Source organism: Leptospirales bacterium (genome assembly GCA_019694655.1).
Classification (GTDB): Bacteria; Spirochaetota; Leptospiria; order Leptospirales; family Leptonemataceae; genus SSF53.
Window position 1 is genome coordinate 241,564 of sequence record JAIBBN010000002.1, and the last position, 19,297, is coordinate 260,860.

Consider the following 19,297-nt stretch of genomic DNA (forward strand, 5'->3'; position numbering starts at 1 on the left):
TCATTCCTGGGTCTCGTTGGCCTCTGGTCTCAGGCCGCTCCGTGCAGTGTTGTTTGCTGGTCGCCGTCAACGCGAGCTACGTAGCTCGGTCCAAGACCCTTCATGAAATCGGCTACGCCGTCTTCAGTGTAGTTGGCTGAATCGCTGGGGATCCACAGGCAAAAGCTGTCATCCGTAATCGAAGGATGCAGCGGCTTGCGCGACGGTCGAAACATCTTGGCCAGCAAAATCAATCCGGCCACCGTAGTGTGTCCGCCAAAAAGCACCGTGAGCTCAAACCAGATCGGCACCATTGGCGGCCAGGAGAATGTTGGCTTTCCGCCAAAATTCAAGGGATAGGATCGCAGGTTCGGAACAGCATCAAAGAATTCGAAGATTCTGGGCATGACTTGCTCATGCACGCCCGTCTGCAGCGCCAGAGCAGTGAAAAATCCGGTCAGTCCCGCGAAGAAGGTAATCCAGGGAACTTTGCTTCGCTTCAGGCCCATGTCAAATTCCAGGCCATGCACCGGGAAGGGCGTCAGGCAATCGAAGTGAGTAAAGCCGCGCGCATGCGCTGCCTTCGCCGCTTCTGAAATCTTTTCCGGACTCTTGAATAGGGCGTAAACGCCCTTGTTTGTCTCACGGTATGTATACTGAAAGAATCGGTCCAGAAAGCGAAATAGCGCATCCACCGGCGCTTGCAGGAAACGGTCCAGCCTGGGCGCCAGAGCCGCCAGCATCGAATCAGCCTTTCTTAAAGTGGTGTTCATTGCCTGGGGTCCTCCTGCGACGCCGCTCAATGGCGCCCGTAGCCTCGAGCTGCGTCGGGCGATTTGATGACCGTCTTGATCTCGGCAATTGCAATCGTCGGCAAGAAGCGACAGAACAGCAGGAAGAGAGTGAAGAACAGGCCAAAGGAACCAAGCATGATTAAATAGTCATGGATGGTCATAATATACATATCCCAGCTGGAGGGCAGATAGTCGCGGTGAAGCGAAGTGACCACGATCACATAGCGTTCGAACCACATGCCGATGTTTACAAAAATGGAAACAATCCAGAGAACATATACGTTAGTGCGCAGCTTCTTGAACCAAAAGATCTGCGGCGAAATTACGTTGCAGCTGACCATGATCCAGTAGGACCACCAGTAGGGGCCAAACATCCGGTTGATGAAGGCGAAGCCTTCGTTGGGGCTTCCACTGTAAGCAGCGATGAAGAACTCCGTGGTGTAGGCCAGACCTACGATCATACCGGTCAGGGTCACAACTTTGGCCATGTTCTCCAGATGCTTGATAGTGATGTACTCTTTCAGCTGGAACACTTCGCGCATGATGATCAGCAGCGTAAGCACCATGCCAAATCCGGAAAAAATGGCGCCGGCCACAAAGTAGGGCGGAAAGATGGTAGTATGCCAACCAGGGATAACCGAAGTCGCAAAGTCGAAGGAAACGATACTGTGTACGGAAAGTACCAGCGGCGCCGAAAGTCCGGCCAGAATCATGGCCGTCGATTCGTAGTGCGCCCAGCTTCGCGCGCTGCCGACCCAGCCCAGGCTCAAGGCTGAGTAAACTGCCTTGCGTGTTTTCTGCCACCAGTCGCTTTCTTTGATGCGATCTCGAACAGACGCAATGTCCGGCACCAAACCAAGGTACCAGAAAACCAGTGAAATGGTCAGGTAGGTCGAAATAGCAAAGAGGTCCCAGAGCAGCGGCGAGCGGAAGTTTGGCCAGAGCGATCCGCGTTCATTGGGGATCGGCGGAAACCATAGCAATACATACCATACGCGTCCGACGTGAATGACAGGGAAAATGCCTGCTGCCGCTACCGCAAAGATGGTCATGGCCTCCGCTGAACGGTTGATGGCAGTGCGCCACTGCTGACGGAAAATATAGAGGATCGCCGAAATCAGCGTACCGGCGTGGCCAATGCCAATCCAGAATACAAAGGTGATAATGAACGATCCCCAGCTGACCGGAACGTTCACGCCCAGGATGCCCATGCCATTGGCAAACAGGTTGCCAATCTCGAAAAAGAGCATTCCAAAGAGGGCTACGGCAATGCCGAATGCCCACCACCATAGTTTCGTTGGAAAACTTTCCAGCGGTCGAGCGACGTCGTTGGTTACATCGCGGTAAGATTTTGCGCCCTCTACCAGAGGAAGCGAAAGCGGTTCTTGTTCAACAGTTGCCATGGTTTAAGTGTTCCGGCGAACGCCATCAGGCGCTTTCATTTCTGTTTCGTATTTTGGCCAGATAGGTGACCGAGGGCTTCACCAGCAGATAATCCAGCACCTGGTAGCCGCGTTTTCCTTTCTCGCGTTCGACCAGCTTTTTGACTCGGCTCTCTTCATCGAGAATGTTGCCGAAAGTTATCGCGCCGGAGGGGCAGACTTCCTGACAGGCGGTTATCACTGTTCCATCAGTGATGTTCTTTTCTCCGCGTGCATGGGCTTCCTGGCGCGCTGCTGCGATGCGCTGGATGCAGAAGGTGCACTTTTCAATGACCCCCCGCGTACGCACTGTGACGTCCGGATTCAGACCGAGATGCTGCGGGTCGCGGATTTCGCCGCGATTGCCGCCCCAGAATTGACTGAAGCTGGCCCCGGAGGTGGCGCCGCCCACTGCGCCATCGGCAGCGCTGCGGCGGAAGCCTTCCCAGTAGTTCCAGTTCTCATGCCAGTTGAACCGGCGGACTTTGTAGGGACAGTTGTTGGCGCAATAGCGTGTTCCAACGCAACGATTGTAAGCCATGACATTGAGGCCTTCATTGTTGTGTTGCGTTGCCGCCACCGGACAGACATTCTCGCAGGGCGCATTTTCGCAATGCTGACAGAGCATCGGCTGATGCGCCACATCCGGATTCGCTTCCTCTCCAGAGAAGTAACGATCGATACGCATCCAGTGCATCTCGCGTCCGCGGCGCACCTGATCGTGACCGACCATTGGAATGTTATTTTCGATATTGCAACTGGTTACGCAGGCCCCGCAGCCGGTGCACTGATTGAGGTCCACTGCCATATGCCAGCGGACGTCCTTGTAGTTCCACTCCGGCATCAGCGAAGCAGTCGGATAGTAGAGCGCCTCTGGACGTAACTTGAACTGACCCGATGCGTACTCTTTGCGCGTGGTCTCGCGAAGAATGGGACGATCCAGCTGCCCGGAGCCGCTGTAGGGAACGTTGAGCACTCCCTGCGGCGTCAGCGGGTTCTTTTCCTGATCATTGAATCCGTTACGGTAGATGGTTTGCGTAGACGCTAGATGGTACTGATCCCCGGTAGCAGACAGCTGCGCGACCATGCCGCTGAAAGCAAATGAATCAGGACCGCGTACCGATAGGCCCAGGGCATTCTGCCCAACGTTGTCGGCAATTTTTCCGGCTGCGCTGCGACCGTAGCCAAGAGCGACCAGCGCCGACTGCGGATGAAGGCCAGGCTGCAAATGCAGAGGAAGTTGGAGTGCGCCTCCGTCGGTTTTCACCGTCAAGAGATCGTCCTGCTTCCAGCCGAGGCGGCGGGCAGTGGCCGGAAGCACTGCGACAAAGTTGTCCCAGACGATCTTTGTTACTGGATCGGGCAATTCCTGGCGATAGGCATTATTGGCCAGCGAGCCATCGCCTACCTGCACTCCATAATAGAGCCCAAGAATCAACCGGGTTCCCTCAAGCGTTTGCGCCAAAGAGGATGGAGAAGCGGGCAACTTCTCGGCGGCCTCGCCGCGGAAATTGCGCGCTGCGCGCGTAGCCCGCAGCGCCGCGCGACCTGGAGCATAGTAGCCATTTTGCAGAACAGAATTCCAGAAACGAGTAAAGCCGCCGCGGGCAAAGCCTTGCCAGCGGGCCTTAATATAGTCGTGGAAGGACTTTGCCCCGCCAAGTTCGCCGCCCGCCAGCTGGATCAACCAATCTTCCAGGCAGCGAGTTTGGTACAGCGGGCGAATGGCCGGCTGCTGAACGGATAGAATTCCTTTGACTGGCTCTGCGTCGGACCAGGCTTCCAGGAAATGACTGAGCGGAAGGGCTGCGTTGCCCAGCAAGGCGCTCTCCTGGAGTCGGTCCACGATGCTGAGCTTGTAGGCGACGCCGCCAAGCGCTTTCTTCATGTCGATTCCAGCGGGGGCGTGGTAAAACGGGTTGCTCCCGGCCAGCACCACGCTGCGAATCTTCCCGGCGGCCATATCTGCCGCCAGCGATTGCAGCTCCGAATCAGATATTCCGGGGCTTTGCAGAATTGGCGTTCCGTAGTCGACGGTCTTGCCGTCGTTCTCCAGCAAGGAGTTTAGCAGATTGATAGCAATTTGACCGGCGGCGTTGGCGCCGTTGGCGGCAAGCGGCGAACCGCCCACCACCAGACTGCGGCCGCGCGCGTCCCACAACTCGCCTGCGATTCGCTCAATATTTTTCTCAAACGAGCCCTTCTCGTAAAGGCCCTCGCCGTGATTGAGGGCTGCAGCTACTTTTGCAGGCGTGTAGTTTTCCAGGATGCTGCGCGCCTTGCCGGCGACGGCGCCGCGGCCGCTGACCACGGCAATTTGTGCGGCAAGGCAAAGCGCGAGCAGCGCCTGATCGCCCGGGCGGATCGCAAAGCGCTCATCCGCATTGGAACCGGTAACGGTATACATCGACTCAAATGCGACCAGTCGATTGAAGCGTCCGCCGCGGCGACGAACATCGCGTCCCGAAGTGTAGTCGCGCGTGAAGACAGCAGGCAGCAGCATTGTGCCCAGAAAATCGCCATCGATGGAAACAATCAAATCGGCTCGATCAAAACGGTAGTACGGAATCAGATCGTCTCCGTAGCATTCGCGCTGACCGGCGGCAATCTGGCGCAACGTGGGATCCGCTCGCAGCTCCACAAGCCGTCCGCCCGGAAAAGCGCGCATGAACTCGCCCACCAGAGCGCGACTCGATGGGCCATTGAGCGGCCCGCTGATCAGAACATAACCGCCCTCGCGCAACTTGCCGCGCGCCTCGCTCAGAACCTCGGCTTCCGTAGCCGACTGCTTGCGCCCGCCATTCAACTTCACAGCGCGACGCAGCCGATCCGGATCATAGAGATCCATGATTGCCGCCCCATCGGAGGCGCTGATACCGCCGCCGCTGAGCGGGTGATCAGCATTCCCTGAAAGGTGGACCGGCCGCCCTTCGCGTGTGCGGATGATCAGGCCAATGCCCTCGGGTGTAACACTTGAATAGAAAGAAGGCAATCCCGGAGTATTCTCTACCGGCTGGATCACAGCCGGTACGATTTGCTCAGTCGGACGCCGACACGCCGCGCCGGCCATCACAGCGCCAGCGCCCATCAGCTTTAAGAAGTTGCGACGGGAAAAATGCCCGCGGTCTGCCTGGCGGATTTCTTCAATATTCTCCGGAAACTCGGGCCGCGACCAATCGGAGGACTTCTGTCCTTGTTTTTCTTCGAGTGATTGCCAGTAGCGTTTCTGTTTCGTTTCCCGATCAGTTCTGTTCATACGTTCCCGGTAGCTCTGAAATTCCCGCAGCGCATCAGTAATGGCAGGTGCCGCATTCCGCCAAATGAACTGTAACATTGTGACCGGGCTGCTCGCCTGGCTGCACAACATGCATATTCCCACGGTGGCAGTTCACGCACCAGCCCATGTTAAAAGCCGTGGTGATCTCGATCTTTTCCATCTGCGCTACATCGCCGTGGCATTGCTGGCACTGAAATCCAGCAGCGATGTGCGGCTTATGGCTGAAGCGCACATGATCCGGCAAATCGTGCACCTTGAGCCAGCGCATCGGCTCGCCGCTGGCGTAGGTGCTTCGCAGGTATTGTATGTAGCGACTGTCGCCAGCCACATATTCATGGCAGCGCATGCAGGTCGCGGTATCCGGCACCGACGCTGCAGGACCGCGTTCCACCGAGACGTGGCAAAACTGGCAGTCCATCTTTAGCTCGCCGGCGTGAATCTTATGGCTGAATGGAATCGGCTGATCCGCAGCGTAGCCCTGATACTTGGGATCTACTACATAGATCCAGTAGATCAACCCCAGAGATGAGAAGATCAGGATCAGTTTGATTAGGTGTTTGCGGATTACAGTGACAAGTGCGTTCATCTACAAAAAACTCAGCTGAGTTACCGCCCCGAATTCGCCGCCCCCGCCGCGACGCCGCGCTAAACCGAACGCAAGCGGCGGACCGCTTCGTGTCGGCGTGCAATTGAACCGCCGCTGCAACGCAAAGCGTGCGGCTCCAGAAATCTTTCCGACCAGGCTATGTCAATTGGATTCAGGCGAAATGACCGAAGACAGCGGAAATATTTGCAGCTCCACTGCCGAAATGGCGTGCGTATGAATTGGCGAGCGGCTTGAACGCCAATTGGAGGCAGAGGTTCGCTGGCGCCGCTTCTGCATCTGGAACAAGCAGGCGGAACGGGACACTCTGCAGCAGCATCTGACGAGCTGCGTCCAGCGGGTCCACAATTTGAGAGCTTGTCTCAAAACCACGGCCCTGGCGAGGGCAAAGACCGGTCTGCAGCTCAAAAATAAAGACAGAACAGGGGGAATTCATGCGCCTGGATCGACTGACTCAGAAAGGCAACGAAGCCATACAGGATGCCCAGAATGCTGCGGAGGCCGCACAAAATCCAGAGGTGACTCCCGAGCACGTCCTGTTAGCTCTTTTTCGCCAGCATGATGGCATCGGACCAATGATCCTCAACCGGCTCGAACTGAATGTGGAGCCGTTGGAGAAATTGTTGGACGACGTGATCCAGCGCCAACCGCGCGCCCAGGGCGGCGAAACTCGACCCTCCCAGGCTTTTGTGCGCATGCTGCAAGCTGCAGAGAAAATTGCCCGCAAGCGCGGGGATGCCTATCTCTCGACAGAGCATTTGCTTCTGGCCTACCTGAATGACCGCCAGCAACGCCTCGCTGCTGATTTTGCGCGGCTTGGCCTGAGCCCCGATGCCGTCGAGCGCGCTGTCGGCGATTTGCGCGGCGGTCAAACAGTCAGCAGTGAAAATCCCGAAGCGACCATGCAGGCCCTGGAGAAATACGCCCGCAATCTGAATGCCGCTGCGCGCAAAGGCGGTCTGGATCCCGTTATCGGCCGCGACGAGGAGATTCGTCGCATCATGCAGGTGCTGTCCCGGCGCACCAAGAACAATCCGATCCTGATCGGGGAACCGGGCGTGGGCAAGACAGCAATTGTGGAAGGTCTGGCGGGCAAGATCGTTGCCGGCGAGACGCCTGAAGGCTTGCGCGACAAAGAGATCTATACCCTGGACCTGGGCGCGATGATCGCCGGCGCCAAATACCGCGGCGAATTTGAGGACCGTTTCAAGGCTGTACTGACCGAGGTGCAGAAGTCAGATGGTCGCGTCGTATTGTTTGTCGATGAGTTGCATACCCTTGTGGGCGCGGGGGCCGCGGAAGGTTCGCTGGATGCTTCCAATATGATCAAGCCGGCCCTCGCACGCGGCGAGCTGCGTTGCATTGGCGCGACCACGCTGAAAGAATATCAGAAATACATTGAAAAAGACCAGGCGCTGGAGAGGCGCTTTCAACCCGTCTTTGTCAAAGAACCGACGGTAGATGAAACCATCATGATTCTGCGCGGCTTAAAGGATCGCTACGAGTTGCACCACGGAATTCATATTACCGATGGCGCCATCATTGGCGCCTCTAAACTTTCGGACCGCTACATTACGGACCGCTTCCTGCCGGACAAGGCCGTCGACCTGATCGATGAAGCTTGCTCGAAATTGCGCATTGAACTGGATTCGCTTCCCGAGGAACTGGATACGGTTCAAAAGCAAATCCAGCATCTGAAAATTCAGCGCGAGGCGCTGAAAATGGAGAAGGACAAGGCTTCTCAAGAGCGCCTGCAATTGGTGGAGAAGACGCTTGCAGATCTGGAAGAGGATTTCACCCGAAAGAAAGGGATATGGGAGGCGGAACACCGCGAGGTGGAACGCTTGAAACAACTGCGCGAAGAGATCGATCGACTGCGCATTGAAGAGAAGGATTTCGAGCGTCGCGGAGACTTCAACCGGGTCGCGGAAATTCGCTACGGCAAGCTCGCGGCCCTTGAAAACGAGATGAAGTCGCTGGAGCAAACCATTCAGCAGAAGCAAAAGCAGTATCTGAAAGAAGAAGTCGCTTATGAAGACATCGCCAGCATCGTTGCCCGCTGGACTGGCATTCCCGTATCGCGCATGATGCAAGGAGAAAAGGATCGATTGCTGAACATGTTCGATGAATTGCGTCAGAAGGTAGTGGGACAGGACGATGCGTTGCATTCCATTACCGACGCGATCCAGCGCTCGCGGTCCGGGCTTTCTGATCCCAATCGTCCCGTCGGCGTATTCCTGTTCCTGGGGCCTACCGGCGTTGGCAAGACCGAAACCGCGCGCGCCCTTTCGCGATTTCTTTTCGACGACGAGAACGCGATGCTGCGCATCGATATGTCCGAATACATGGAGAAACACTCAGTTGCGCGATTGATTGGCGCGCCTCCGGGCTATGTCGGCCATGATGAAGGCGGACAGCTAACGGAAGCAGTGCGGCGACGTCCCTACCAGGTGATCCTTTTCGATGAAGTCGAAAAGGCCCATCCCGATGTATTCAATATCTTTTTGCAGATCTTTGATGATGGCCGGCTAACGGATAGCAAAGGACGCATGGTGGACTTCAAAAATGTCATCATTATCATGACATCCAACATTGGAAGCCAGCATCTGATGCAGGATGGATTGGGCGAAGAGCAAAAACAAGGACTGGTACGCGAAGAGCTGCGCTCCCGTTTCAAACCAGAATTTTTGAACCGGCTTGATGAAATCATATTTTACCAGCCGGTCTCGATGGAGTCGCTTTTGACGATCGTCCAATTGCAACTCGAATTACTATTTCAGCGAGCAAAGGAGCAAGGATTGCATGTCCGCGCAGAAAGGGCAGTCATGGAATGGCTGGCCCGCCGCGGCTATGATCCGCAGTTTGGCGCCCGGCCGCTGAAGCGATTGATCCAGCAGCAAGCCGGCAACTTGATGAGCCGGATTATTCTGAAAGGCGAGTTTGATTCGGAGAAGACTTACGAATTGGTAGCCGATGGTGAACGCCTGAAACTGAAAGGATAACTGAAGATTGTTGCAGCGGCGCTAAGGTCGCCGCTGCAACGCCTGCGTCGACTCATCGCGCAGCCGAACGCAGGCCGGATTGAAGAAGGCCGCCGTTCCAATTTGACTGCAGTCGGACTTCAATATGGCATCGTAGCAGAGGACGCTCCAGGCGCGGATACTCTCTGTCTGGTAGCGCATCTTTTGATCGATATTCTCCAGCGCTGCGTCGCGGCATCCTTCTACAGTCATAGCCGTCCGGTAGCGTGCGGGAATTGTAAATGTCAGTTTTGCATAGCATTGGAGCATCTTTGCGCAAACCCGTGGCGTGACGGCGCGCAGGTACGCAGGGTAATCGAGCGGCGACGGCAAAGGCGGCGGCTGGCGGCAACCAGCGCACAGGCCTATGGCCAGGGCGAGTGCGACGACAGGCGGTCTGATCCGGTTCGCAGAGATCATTGGAAGTACTCCTGCAGCAGCGCGCCAAGGCCATTGCGCTCTTCGCCGCTGCAACCCAGCGCGGCAAGATCCTGACAACGCTCGCGGCCGCGCAATTGTTGATACATTTGCAGCGTCATCTGAAGCATTTCTCTGGTGCTGACCAGGGAAATGTCCTCGGTATCGAGTCGAGGATCCCTCAAGTTAGGCATGAGGTCGAGGATCGCTCTACGCTGCATGTAATCGACCAGCAGACCCGACCAGTGCCGGCGGTAGCCTTTGCAATACCAAAGCTGCATTCGCAGAACGACGCCTTCCGGCTGGATTGAGATCTCCAGTGGCGGCAAGTCGCGAACTTCGCGAAACATGTACTTCAATATGGGCGGAAAAAAGGCATGGCTCTTGTAGCGCGGATCTTCATCAATATGAAAGACGATGTAGTTTTCTCCTGCAACTGGTTGCGTCCAAAAACTGTACTGCGTCTTTTGCAGAATACTAAGCGCCGGCGTAAAGACGCGCTGCCGTCGATACCAGGAGGCAATGGCGGCATCCTGATAGCGATTGGATGCAATCCTGGCGCCACTGTCCACTGCTTGCGCCCTTTCTTCCAGCGCGGCTATCGCCAGGGGATAGGCCTGCAGCTGCAGCGCTGGCAAAAGGACAGGCGCTTTGCCGGCGAGACTGCGGATCAGCGGTAGCGATGCCAGAGCAAAAGTATCCAGCAACAGCGCCGGCAGAAGGCCGCTGACCAATACAATTTTGCTGCTCCGCGCTCCGCTGGCGCCGGTCCGCGGAAGACGAGCCGCAAGCAGGATGCAGAATCCGGGGTAGGCGGCAAATGCCCAATTGGCCTGGACGCTGCGTGTCAGCGACAGAGCAGCAAAGAAAAGAAAATATCCAGCGGACAGAAATCCGATCCAGCGCAGCGCCGGCGTCGCCTGGACATCCGCCGTTTCGAGCTGCGCACTGCCGGCAGACCTTCGGAAGGTCTTCCCTACAAGCTGCCAGAGAGGGCGCAATGCCAGAAATGCTAACAGCAAAAGCCAGAGCGGCGAAAAGGCTGCCAGCTGTCCCAGCAGAAATTGATCAATGGCGCCGCGCCCGCCGCTTGCGCCGGAGGAACGCAGATTCAAGATCGCCCCGACCCCATCCCATTCGTTTAGCGCATTCCAATATAGGATCGGCGAAACAAGTAACAGACAGAGCAAGACCCCCAGCCAGAAATCCCAGCGCGCCAGCAGCCTCCAGCGGGCGCGCGCAACGAAGATCCACACTGCAAATGCCAGCGCGAACAGTAGCATGGTGTGCTTGGAGAGGGCGCCCAGACCGACAAAGACAAACATCGCAATCAGACTCAGGCGCCCGCCCCCGGAAAAAAAGCGCACGCTGAAGTAGCTTGCCGCGCTCCAGGCAAGCAAGTAGGCGGTGTCATGGACAATGAAAAGCGCGCCGCCAAAAAAGCCTGGCGCCAGTACGATCAATGCAAAGGCCAGTGCAGCGCGCTGCATTGTCAGGCCGGCCGCCACAGCAGTTTCAAAGACCAGAATGCTGCAGACAATCGCCGCAATCGACGCTGCAAGCTTCAGGGCAAATTGGCTATCGCCAAAGAGTAGCGTAAAAGTTCGGATATAGAATGCAATTCCGGGCCCCTGATCAAAATAGGATGCAGAAAGATTACGGGACCATTCCCAGTAGTAGGCCTCATCTGGATGTAAGGGAAGGGATAGTGCATACGCCATTCGCAACGCGCCAAGCGCAATGGCCGCAACCCATACCGTTCCGCGCATGTGCCGCAGAAAAAACATCATTCCATCCTTTGTGGCATTAGAATTCAAACAATGTTTTTTCAGGAATTTGGTAAGTTCCATGAAGCTCATGACAGGAGAAAAAATTTGAAAGACGGGCGATTGCAGTCTGATTACTTTAATGTCATAGGGGGAGTTGTATCTGTCGGTGCAGCCGATGAACTCGACGAGTTGCAGCGCAAATACCTTGGGCAGGCCTTGCAGTCGCTCGGTGCACAGCGCAAGGGACCATTTTCACTCTTCGGAGAACGTATTGATGCGGCCTGGCGCTCAGACATCAAGTGGCGCCGGGTTGCAGAACTGATTGGCAGCTTCCATGATCTGGTCGTCTGCGACGTAGGCGCCAACAATGGCTACTATCTCTACTGCTTGGCGCAGGCCGGCGTAGCGTCGGCGCTTGGCCTGGAGATTGCGGCCCAACCGCTACAATTTTGGAACTTCGTTTCGAGCATTCACCAACCTTCCTGCATCTCGATGGAGGAGCAAGGCTACGAGCGCCTGGCGAGCCTGGACTCGACTTTCGACTTAATTCTATTGATGGGCATTCTGTATCATCATTCCGATCCAGTTCGCATCCTTCGACTCTGTCGCGACGCATTGCGTCCAGGCGGCCGATTGCTGGTCGAGACGATGAGCCTGCCCGGCGGCCTGGCAACCGGGCCGCTCCTGCTTTGCCCGCGCGCCCGTTTTGCGGGAATGCGCGGCGTCTGGCAGGTGCCCGCCGTGCAGGCCGTGCTGAACTGGCTGGAGCGGTGCGGCTTCCGAAAGGTATCGTGGCACGGGGAGTACGAATACATGGAAGAGCATCCCGGAATTGCCGCACTACCCGGACTCAGGCAGGGATTGAATGACGACTGCACTTTGACCATCGAGGGCTATCCAGCGCCTCGTCGGAGCTACTACACTGCATATCGTTAGCCGACTTGACGCTGACAGACGAAATCCTGACCTGTCCTTGGATCGTTGCGGCTCCGGAATTGTCATGGAAGTACTGAATTTCTATTCCTTTTATCCCCTCGAAGACCCGGCCGCCAGCGGCGCCGCCTGGCGAAGCGCGGCCGAAGGCAATGAGCTAACCGGCACTTTGCTCCTGGCTGCAGAGGGCCTCAATGTTTCGCTTTGCGGCTCGCACCAGAATCTGCTGCACGTGCTGAGCACAATTCGCGAAACTGCGCCAGTGGCCGATGGCGCGTTGAAGTGGCACCACGTTGAGCAATCGCCGTTTCGCAGACTGACTGTGAAGATCAAGGCGGAATTGATCAAAACCTCATGGCATGCAAATCCAGCGCTAAACAGCGGCGCCTACTTGCAGCCGATGGAAGTGCGCGCATTGCTGGACGACCCGAATACACTCTTTGTCGACATGCGCAATCGATACGAAAGCGCGATCGGCGCCTTTCGTGGCGCGCTGCGCATGCCCCTCGACGAATTTCACGAATTGCCACAAAAACTTGCTCTCCTCGATGCGTATCGGGACAAGCGCCTGGTAACCTACTGCACCGGAGGAATTCGCTGCGAGAAATCGACGCCGCTCTTGGTCGAGTCCGGTTTCAGCAAGGTATATCAAATTGAAGGCGGCATTTTACGCTACCTTGAGGAATGCGGGGGCGAGGGCTGGGAAGGCGAGTGCTTCGTTTTTGACGATCGCGTTAGCGTTGATGCACAACTGCGGCCTGGGGGCTACCAGTTCTGCTCCGCCTGCGGACAACCGGCCAGGCGCGGTCACTTGATCTGTGATAGCTGTTTGAGCCCTGCTACAGGCCCAACCGTTTAGACGCTGACCTCAAATTCGCGCAGGGCGGTCTCCAGACTGGTCTTTTGATCGGTGCTGTCAGAGCGCTTGCCAATGATCAATGCGCAACTGACGCCGTATTCTCCGGCTGGAAATCGCTTTGCCCTTGTGCCAGGGATGACCACTGAACGCGCGGGAACGCGACCGCGGTAAATCGTTTCCGTGGTTCCACTGACATCGATAATTTGCGTGGATGCCGTGAGCACTACGCTCGCGCCCAGCACGGCGCCTTCCTCTACCATCACACCTTCCACCACGATAGCTCGCGATCCAAGAAAGGCGTTGTCCTCAATAATGACCGGACGCCCCTGCGGCGGTTCCAGCACGCCGCCTATGCCAACGCCGCCGGATAGGTGCACGTTCTTTCCAATCTGGGCGCAGCTGCCAACCGTTGCCCAGGTATCGACCATGGTCCCGGAGGAAACATAGGCGCCGATGTTTACATAGCTGGGCATCAAGATGGCGCCCTTCTCAACGTGCGCGCCGTAGCGACAAACGGCCGGCGGCACGACTCGTAAGCCGCGTTCGCTGTGGTCGGCGCGCGGATCGATCTTATCATAGAAGCGCAGATCGCCGGCCTGATAGCTGCGCATCTGCTGAATGCCAAAGTAAAGTAAGATCGCCTTCTTGACCCAGGCCTGCACGGTCCAGTCGCCGGGGCCATTGCGCAGGGCGACGCGGATCCGTCCGTCGTTCAATAGCGAAATAACCTGGCGCACCGTGGCGCGCGCCAGATCGGAATCAAGCAGAGAGCGATTCTCATAAAAGCGGTCAATGCTTTCTTGAAGTTCAGAGTACTCGCCCATTGCAGCTCCTTACGCGCCAGCCGGCGTGTTCAATGCAGATACTCGACGCCTATCTTCAAGGCCTCCGCGTGCTGGCGCCAGGTTTCCTCCGGCGGCTGCCCGCGTAAAATTTCAAGAGTAATGGTTGGAATCAGCCGTTCCCAACCGGCATAGGTGCCCAGAGAACCGGGCGTCGGATAGCCAATGTCGCCTTTCGGCGGAAGCCCGTTGCGGGAGGACATCGCTATGGCCATCTCTTCCGATGGACCATTAAAGTTCACCATCGCATTCTCCCAGCTATGCAGGGATAGTACGCGCGTCGGCCGCAGGTCTGCTAGCAAGCGCACCAGGAGAACATTTTCCAGCTCGCTGCCGGGGCCCGGGCCAGGATAGTAACGAACATTTGTGAATGCAGCGCTCCAGTCGGCGGTAGGTAAGTTTCGATTCAGATCGACATTGCGCTCGTTGGTGCGACGATTTGCAGCGCAGCCATCGGGGTTAAGACGTGCAATCACGTACAGGCTGATCGTCGGGTCCAACTGCAGCGAGCCGATATCGAGCTCTCGAACAAAGCGCTCGGCCAGAAGATATCCTTCGATTTCATCGCCATGCACGCCGCCAATCAAGAGTACGACACGCGTTCCGGCGCCGCGCCGCTGCAGGAGTATCTGCCGGTCGCCATAACTTCGGCCCAGGGCCGCCTCGGCGCCATTCCCGATTGAGCCGGGCAGGCTCATCACTGGCCGGCGCCGCCGCGCGCAGAATTCAGGCCGATGCCAAAGCGTCTGAAGCCGTACCTTTCCAGAAGCAGAGGATCATACATGTTTCGGCCGTCAAAAAGCACCGGCGTCTTCAGCTCTTTGAGTATTCGCTCAAAATCCGGCTCTTTGTAGTCCGGCCACTCGGTGAGCAGCAACAGCGCATCGGCGCCGGAGAGGCTTTCGTACATCTCACAGTATTGAATCGAATCGCCAAAGACGGCGCGTGCAGTGGCCTGAGCCGCCGGATCGTTGGCGCGCACGCGCGCGCCAGCTGCCAGCAAGGATCGAATCACTTGAATCGATGGGGCGTCGCGCATATCGTCAGTTCCCGGTTTGAAAGCGAGTCCCCAGATGGCGAAGGTTTTTCCAGCCAGACCGGCCTCAGCAAAGTGTGTTTGCACCAATTCGAAAATTCGCAGCTTTTGGCGTTCGTTGACGGTCTCAATGCTTTCAATCAAGGGCGAGGCGTAGTTACTGTTACGTGAAAGCTGGACCAGCGCTCGAACATCCTTGGGAAAGCAGGAGCCGCCGTAGCCGATGCCAGCATAAAGGAACTGCCTTCCAATTCTACTATCCGAACCAAGCACATGGCGGACTTCCTCGTAGTTGGCCCCCATCAAATCGCTGAGATTCGCCATTTCATTGGCAAAGGATATCTTCAACGCCAGAAATGTATTGCAGGCGTATTTGGCCAGTTCCGCCGACCGAACGCCAAGTTCCAGAATGGGAGCATCGGTTTCCTTTACGAAGGGCGCGTAGAGCTCGCGCATTCTAGCCGAGGCGCGCGCACTATCCGCGCCAATCACCACCCGTTCGGGCTTCATAAAATCATCAAGGGCGCGTCCCTCGCGCAAGAACTCGGGATTGGAGACGACGTCAAACTCGCAGCTTGCTCGCCGGGCTACAGCCTCGCGCACCCGGTCGGCGGCTCCTACCGGCACTGTGCTCTTATTCACTATGATTCTGTAAGAAGGCATGGCAGCGCCGATTGCTTCTGCCACCGCCAGAACTCCCTTGAGATCGGGATGCCCATCGCCCCCATCCGGCGTACCCACGGCAATGAAAAGGATTTCACTTTGCTCTACTGCAAGCTGCAGATTGGTTGTAAATTGCAAACGTCCGGCGCGACTGTTGCGCAGACAAAGCTCTTCGAGGCCCGGCTCGTAGATTGGCATCTCGCCGCGTATTAAGCCATCGATTTTCGATTGGTCAATATCAACGCACGAGACTTGATTGCCGTATTCGGCGAAGCAGGCGCCCGCAACAAGACCGACATAACCGGTGCCGACCACTCCAATTTTCATCGGCGGACAGCTTCCGATTGCCGGCGACTATGTCCAGAGAGAATCGCGCTACAGCGCCAGGCTATTGGAAGTCAGGGCGAGGAAAGCGCAGCCCGAATGCGAGCGGCATTGGGGTGCTCCGGCCGTCGCTCCAGGCAGCGCGCCAGTAAGCTGCGGCCGTGCTCATGCGTCGCCGCATCTTGTAGTTCCAGATACCCCAGCTGTTCCATCGCCTCCAGGCTATCAGGACGCTGGGCCAACAGGCGCCGGTAGGTTGTCGCTGCATCGCTCTGCTTTCCCGCGTTTCGATAGGCAAGGGCCAGATTCAGGTAGGCCTCCTCGCTCCCAGGCTGCAGCTCAATGGCGCGGCGGTAGCAGTCGGCGGCGGCAGCAAGGTCGCCCAAAACGCGAAACAAGTTGCCGGCATTGAACTGCACCTGGTGATTCCGCGGATTGGCGGCGGCCGCCTGGATCATGATCCGCCTGGCCTCTTCTTTTCGGTCGGATTGCAGAAGCAATGGCGTCGCTTCAATGCTGGCTGCCGGGTTGCCAGGCGCCACGCTCAGCGCCTGCAGGAATCGCTGCAGGGCCAGGTCGTTTCTTCTTTGCGCTTTGAACGCCATTCCAAGCGCAGTGAGGGCATCGACATCATTGCTGCGTATGCGCAATGATCCCTCAAGCGCCTCGATCGCGGCGCTGGCGCGATTGGCGCGCAGCAGACTCAGGCCGCGATTGAGCGCCGCCTCGAAATAATCGGGCCGCGCAGCAAGGGCCTGGGCGTAGCTTTCTGCGGCCTCGCTGTAGCGCTTCAGACCCATCAGGACTTCGCCGCGCTGAAATTGCAGCTGTGCAACTGCTGGGTTGGCCTGCGTATATTGATTCAGGATATCAAGCGCAGCAGTTGGTCGATTGGTTCGCTTCAGAAGCAGCGCTAAATTCAATGCCGCCGACCAGCGGCCCGGATTGATTTGCAGCGATCGACGGTAAGCCTCCAGCGCCTGATCATTGCGGTTCAGTCGATCGAGAGCGATTGCACGGTTGTAGACAGCATGGTCATGCGCAGGATCAGCGCGCAGCGCTTCGTCAAAACTTTCTACGGCGCGCGCATAGCGACTGCGGTCGAGATGAAGTTCGCCGGCGTGGTAGCTGGCTCTGGGATCGCGGGGATTCAGGCGTACAGAACGGGCATAGCTGGCCAGTGCATCTTCCTCGCGACCGAGCTTCTGCAAGGCGCGGCCGGCCAGGTAGGGCGCTTCGGAATTTTGTGGCGCCAGCCGTTCGACGCGCTGAAATCGATCCAGAGCTTCGCCGTAGCGCTGTTGTCGATAAAATTCGCGACCCTGATTGAGCAGGGCAGCGATGTCGGCGCTTTCGCCGGCAATAGCTGCGGTAGAATTTCGATCGGACAGTGCAATCCTTTGCTCCTGCTCGCGTCCATTTTCGTCGCGCGAACGCACGATGATATCGCTGACCTGCGCCGACTCTTCGGGCGGGCGACCTGCGTCGCTTTGATTCTGTGCAGAGATCGGCCTTCGCTGATTGATCGAAGTCTGATTCAGGGCAGCAACGCGCTCCGCAAGCTCAGCATTGCGCGGATCATAACGCAAGGCCTGCTGATAATGTCTCAGCGCAAGTTCATCTTCGCCGGTCTGCTGCCGGAGCGCGCCGGCCTGAGCAAAGGCATAGGAGTTACGCCGATCCAGCGCGCCAGCCCGCTCGTAGGCCGCCAATGCGCCAGCGCTGTCGCCGCGCAATCGAAGCAGGTCGCCGCGCAGCGCATGCAAACGACTGTCGCGCGGATTATGACGCAGAGACTGTTGCACCACGCGCAGAGCGGCCGCGCTATCGCCGGCCGCCGCTTGCGCCCGCGCCAGCTGTTCTGCAGCGCGTGCATCCGAAGGATTGACTCGCAATCCGCGATCCAGCGCCGCTCGGGCGCCAGGTGCATCGCCGCTGGCAACAAGAGCCGCGGCCTGTCGTTCATAGGATTCGGCATCATGGGGATCAACTTGCTCAGCGGTTCGAAATTCGCTCAGCGCCGCCCGGTTCTCTCCGCCCCGAAGATGTACATCGCCGCGGCGATTGTAGCCCGGCGCGCGCTCGGGGTGCAAACGGGTCGCGGCCTCCGCAGCAGCCATTGCTGAATCACGATCCCCGCGCAACAGTTGCGTCCGTGAGAGTTGCACCAGCGCTTGAAAGCGCTGACTGTCGGACAGTTCTGCGGACCGTAGCGCATCGTTCAATAGAGCAGCGCTCAGATCCCATTGGCTCAGGCGATTGTGAAGTTCCGTCAACAGCATGAGATCGGCGAATCGCCCCTGCTGTCGCCAGCGCTGCTCCAGGTCGGCAAGCTCCGCTTCGATGCCAGCAGCCGGGTCATCCGCGTTGAACCGATTCTGAAATGAAGACCATAGTGCAAAAACAAGGATTCCTGCGCCAATGACAATGGCCAGGTCCAGGCCACGGGCAATTGTATTGCGATTCACAAGCTTCTCCCGCTACAATTCATAGTTCATCAAGCAGCTCTGCGCCGCCGGGCGTATCATCAGGTCGCGCTGCCGGAGGCGAAGCCGGCTGGTAGGGACGTCGCGTCTGTGAACCATCCGGCAATCGAGGCGTACCATTCTCTTCTGGAATTTCGTAGTCCGCCCGCTTCAGAATTGCAATCGCAGCATCAATGGCCGGTCCTTGCGGATCGTCCGGTCGCAAACGCCGGTACTCTTCCCAGGCCGCGATGACTGCGCGCTTGTTGCGAAAGATGCGAAACTGCACGATGCCCTCCAGAAAGAGCGCCTGCATCAACTGCGGATCCGCCTGTCGCGTTTCCTGTAGCGCAGCCATGGCGCCGGGGCCGTCGGCCTGCAGGTAACGCGATTGCGCAATACGAAACCATTCCTCAGCGGGTCGATCCGAAAGCTCACGAGCGAGTTGGAAGTATTGCTCCGCTTCCGCGGCCTTGCCAAGCGCCAGCTGAATATCCCCGGCAAATCGATAGGCGGCCGGATTTTCTGGTTCGCGAGCCATCAACATCCGAAACAGTCGCATGGCGATATTGTATCGTTGCTTAAAAAAATGCTCCTCGGCGCGGGCCAGCAGAGCCAGTGATTCCGCATCTTCGATCGGCCGTCCGGGACTGCTTGTGGCCGGCGACGGCGCGCCTCCGCCTGGCGTTGATTCGCCGCCGGACTCGCCCGCGCCCGGCGTAACCGTCTGATCCATCGAGCTGGCCGGGGCAGGATCAACCGCCGGCTGAGACAAAATCGCTGCCGGAATCAATGAGATGGCAAGGGCCAACGAACAGTATCTGGACATTGCGAACTCTTCTACAATCTATCGGACGGATGCCCGAATGATTGAGCTCCTGGCGGCCGCAGAAA

General features: G+C 57.6%; 15 protein-coding genes. 3 read left to right on the top strand and 12 right to left on the bottom strand.

Features of this window, described 5'->3' with window-relative positions; all coding sequences use genetic code 11:
• Positions 1 to 29: 29 nt before the first annotated feature.
• The 5 genes from K1X75_04365 to K1X75_04385 all read right to left on the bottom strand — a co-directional run bounded on the left by K1X75_04365 (position 30) and on the right by K1X75_04385 (position 6,511).
• Positions 30 to 722 (bottom strand): DUF3341 domain-containing protein, encoded by a 693-nt coding sequence (locus K1X75_04365; GenBank protein MBX7057274.1) that lies wholly within the window; start codon positions 720 to 722, stop codon positions 30 to 32.
• A gap of 56 nt (positions 723 to 778) precedes the next feature.
• The gene (nrfD, locus tag K1X75_04370) at positions 779 to 2,176 is read right to left on the bottom strand and encodes a polysulfide reductase NrfD (protein MBX7057275.1); all 1,398 of its coding nucleotides are present in this window, start codon (positions 2,174 to 2,176) and stop codon (positions 779 to 781) included.
• Positions 2,177 to 2,201: 25 nt separating this feature from the next.
• Entirely contained in the window at positions 2,202 to 5,450 is a 3,249-nt protein-coding gene (locus K1X75_04375) for a TAT-variant-translocated molybdopterin oxidoreductase (GenBank protein ID MBX7057276.1), read from the bottom strand.
• 34 nt (positions 5,451 to 5,484) lie between these two features.
• Positions 5,485 to 6,057, bottom strand: coding sequence for a cytochrome c family protein (locus K1X75_04380; protein MBX7057277.1), 573 nt, complete (start codon positions 6,055 to 6,057; stop codon positions 5,485 to 5,487).
• A 172-nt stretch (positions 6,058 to 6,229) separates the two neighbouring features.
• Positions 6,230 to 6,511, bottom strand: a complete 282-nt coding sequence (locus K1X75_04385) for a hypothetical protein (GenBank protein ID MBX7057278.1) — start codon at positions 6,509 to 6,511, stop codon at positions 6,230 to 6,232.
• Here K1X75_04385 and clpB point away from each other — a divergent pair.
• A complete protein-coding gene (clpB, locus tag K1X75_04390) occupies positions 6,510 to 9,077 on the top strand; it encodes an ATP-dependent chaperone ClpB (protein ID MBX7057279.1) in 2,568 nt (855 codons plus the stop codon). The two genes, K1X75_04385 and clpB, sit on opposite strands and share 2 nt — an antisense overlap.
• Positions 9,078 to 9,098: 21 nt before the next feature.
• On the opposite strand, the gene K1X75_04395 is transcribed toward clpB, so the two are convergent.
• Complete coding sequence (locus K1X75_04395; protein MBX7057280.1) at positions 9,099 to 9,365, bottom strand: hypothetical protein; 267 nt, start codon at positions 9,363 to 9,365, stop codon at positions 9,099 to 9,101.
• A gap of 146 nt (positions 9,366 to 9,511) precedes the next feature.
• Positions 9,512 to 11,371: a glycosyltransferase family 39 protein gene (locus K1X75_04400; GenBank protein MBX7057281.1), complete on the bottom strand. Its 1,860-nt coding sequence runs from the start codon at positions 11,369 to 11,371 to the stop codon at positions 9,512 to 9,514.
• 15 nt (positions 11,372 to 11,386) lie between these two features.
• Between K1X75_04400 and K1X75_04405 the strand changes: the two genes are divergently transcribed.
• A complete protein-coding gene (locus K1X75_04405) occupies positions 11,387 to 12,217 on the top strand; it encodes a DUF1698 domain-containing protein (protein MBX7057282.1) in 831 nt (276 codons plus the stop codon).
• A gap of 64 nt (positions 12,218 to 12,281) precedes the next feature.
• Complete coding sequence (locus K1X75_04410) at positions 12,282 to 13,073, top strand: hypothetical protein (GenBank protein ID MBX7057283.1); 792 nt, start codon at positions 12,282 to 12,284, stop codon at positions 13,071 to 13,073.
• Here the strand turns inward: K1X75_04410 and K1X75_04415 are convergent.
• From K1X75_04415 to K1X75_04435, 5 genes are all read right to left on the bottom strand, one after another.
• Positions 13,070 to 13,897, bottom strand: a complete 828-nt coding sequence (locus K1X75_04415) for a 2,3,4,5-tetrahydropyridine-2,6-dicarboxylate N-succinyltransferase (GenBank protein MBX7057284.1) — start codon at positions 13,895 to 13,897, stop codon at positions 13,070 to 13,072. The genes K1X75_04410 and K1X75_04415 overlap by 4 nt on opposite strands.
• Before the next feature lie 29 nt (positions 13,898 to 13,926).
• Positions 13,927 to 14,613 (bottom strand): DUF2817 domain-containing protein, encoded by a 687-nt coding sequence (locus tag K1X75_04420; protein ID MBX7057285.1) that lies wholly within the window; start codon positions 14,611 to 14,613, stop codon positions 13,927 to 13,929.
• A complete protein-coding gene (locus tag K1X75_04425; protein MBX7057286.1) occupies positions 14,613 to 15,941 on the bottom strand; it encodes a UDP-glucose/GDP-mannose dehydrogenase family protein in 1,329 nt (442 codons plus the stop codon). The genes K1X75_04420 and K1X75_04425 overlap by 1 nt, the downstream gene beginning before the upstream one ends.
• 71 nt (positions 15,942 to 16,012) lie before the next feature.
• Entirely contained in the window at positions 16,013 to 18,406 is a 2,394-nt protein-coding gene (locus K1X75_04430) for a tetratricopeptide repeat protein (protein MBX7057287.1), read from the bottom strand.
• A gap of 19 nt (positions 18,407 to 18,425) precedes the next feature.
• The gene (locus K1X75_04435) at positions 18,426 to 19,232 is read right to left on the bottom strand and encodes a hypothetical protein (protein ID MBX7057288.1); all 807 of its coding nucleotides are present in this window, start codon (positions 19,230 to 19,232) and stop codon (positions 18,426 to 18,428) included.
• Between the last annotated feature and the right edge of the window lie 65 nt (positions 19,233 to 19,297).

Coding starts and splice junctions, on each gene's coding strand:
- K1X75_04365 (MBX7057274.1), bottom strand. CDS start 722: ATGCTGGCGGCTCTGGCGCCCAGGCTGGACCGTTTCCTGCAAGCGCCG.
- nrfD (MBX7057275.1), bottom strand. CDS start 2,176: ATGGCAACTGTTGAACAAGAACCGCTTTCGCTTCCTCTGGTAGAGGGC.
- K1X75_04375 (MBX7057276.1), bottom strand. CDS start 5,450: ATGAACAGAACTGATCGGGAAACGAAACAGAAACGCTACTGGCAATCA.
- K1X75_04380 (MBX7057277.1), bottom strand. CDS start 6,057: ATGAACGCACTTGTCACTGTAATCCGCAAACACCTAATCAAACTGATC.
- clpB (MBX7057279.1), top strand. CDS start 6,510: ATGCGCCTGGATCGACTGACTCAGAAAGGCAACGAAGCCATACAGGAT.
- K1X75_04385 (MBX7057278.1), bottom strand. CDS start 6,511: ATGAATTCCCCCTGTTCTGTCTTTATTTTTGAGCTGCAGACCGGTCTT.
- K1X75_04395 (MBX7057280.1), bottom strand. CDS start 9,365: ATGCTCCAATGCTATGCAAAACTGACATTTACAATTCCCGCACGCTAC.
- K1X75_04400 (MBX7057281.1), bottom strand. CDS start 11,371: ATGAGCTTCATGGAACTTACCAAATTCCTGAAAAAACATTGTTTGAAT.
- K1X75_04410 (MBX7057283.1), top strand. CDS start 12,282: ATGGAAGTACTGAATTTCTATTCCTTTTATCCCCTCGAAGACCCGGCC.
- K1X75_04415 (MBX7057284.1), bottom strand. CDS start 13,897: ATGGGCGAGTACTCTGAACTTCAAGAAAGCATTGACCGCTTTTATGAG.
- K1X75_04420 (MBX7057285.1), bottom strand. CDS start 14,613: ATGAGCCTGCCCGGCTCAATCGGGAATGGCGCCGAGGCGGCCCTGGGC.
- K1X75_04425 (MBX7057286.1), bottom strand. CDS start 15,941: ATGAAAATTGGAGTGGTCGGCACCGGTTATGTCGGTCTTGTTGCGGGC.
- K1X75_04435 (MBX7057288.1), bottom strand. CDS start 19,232: ATGTCCAGATACTGTTCGTTGGCCCTTGCCATCTCATTGATTCCGGCA.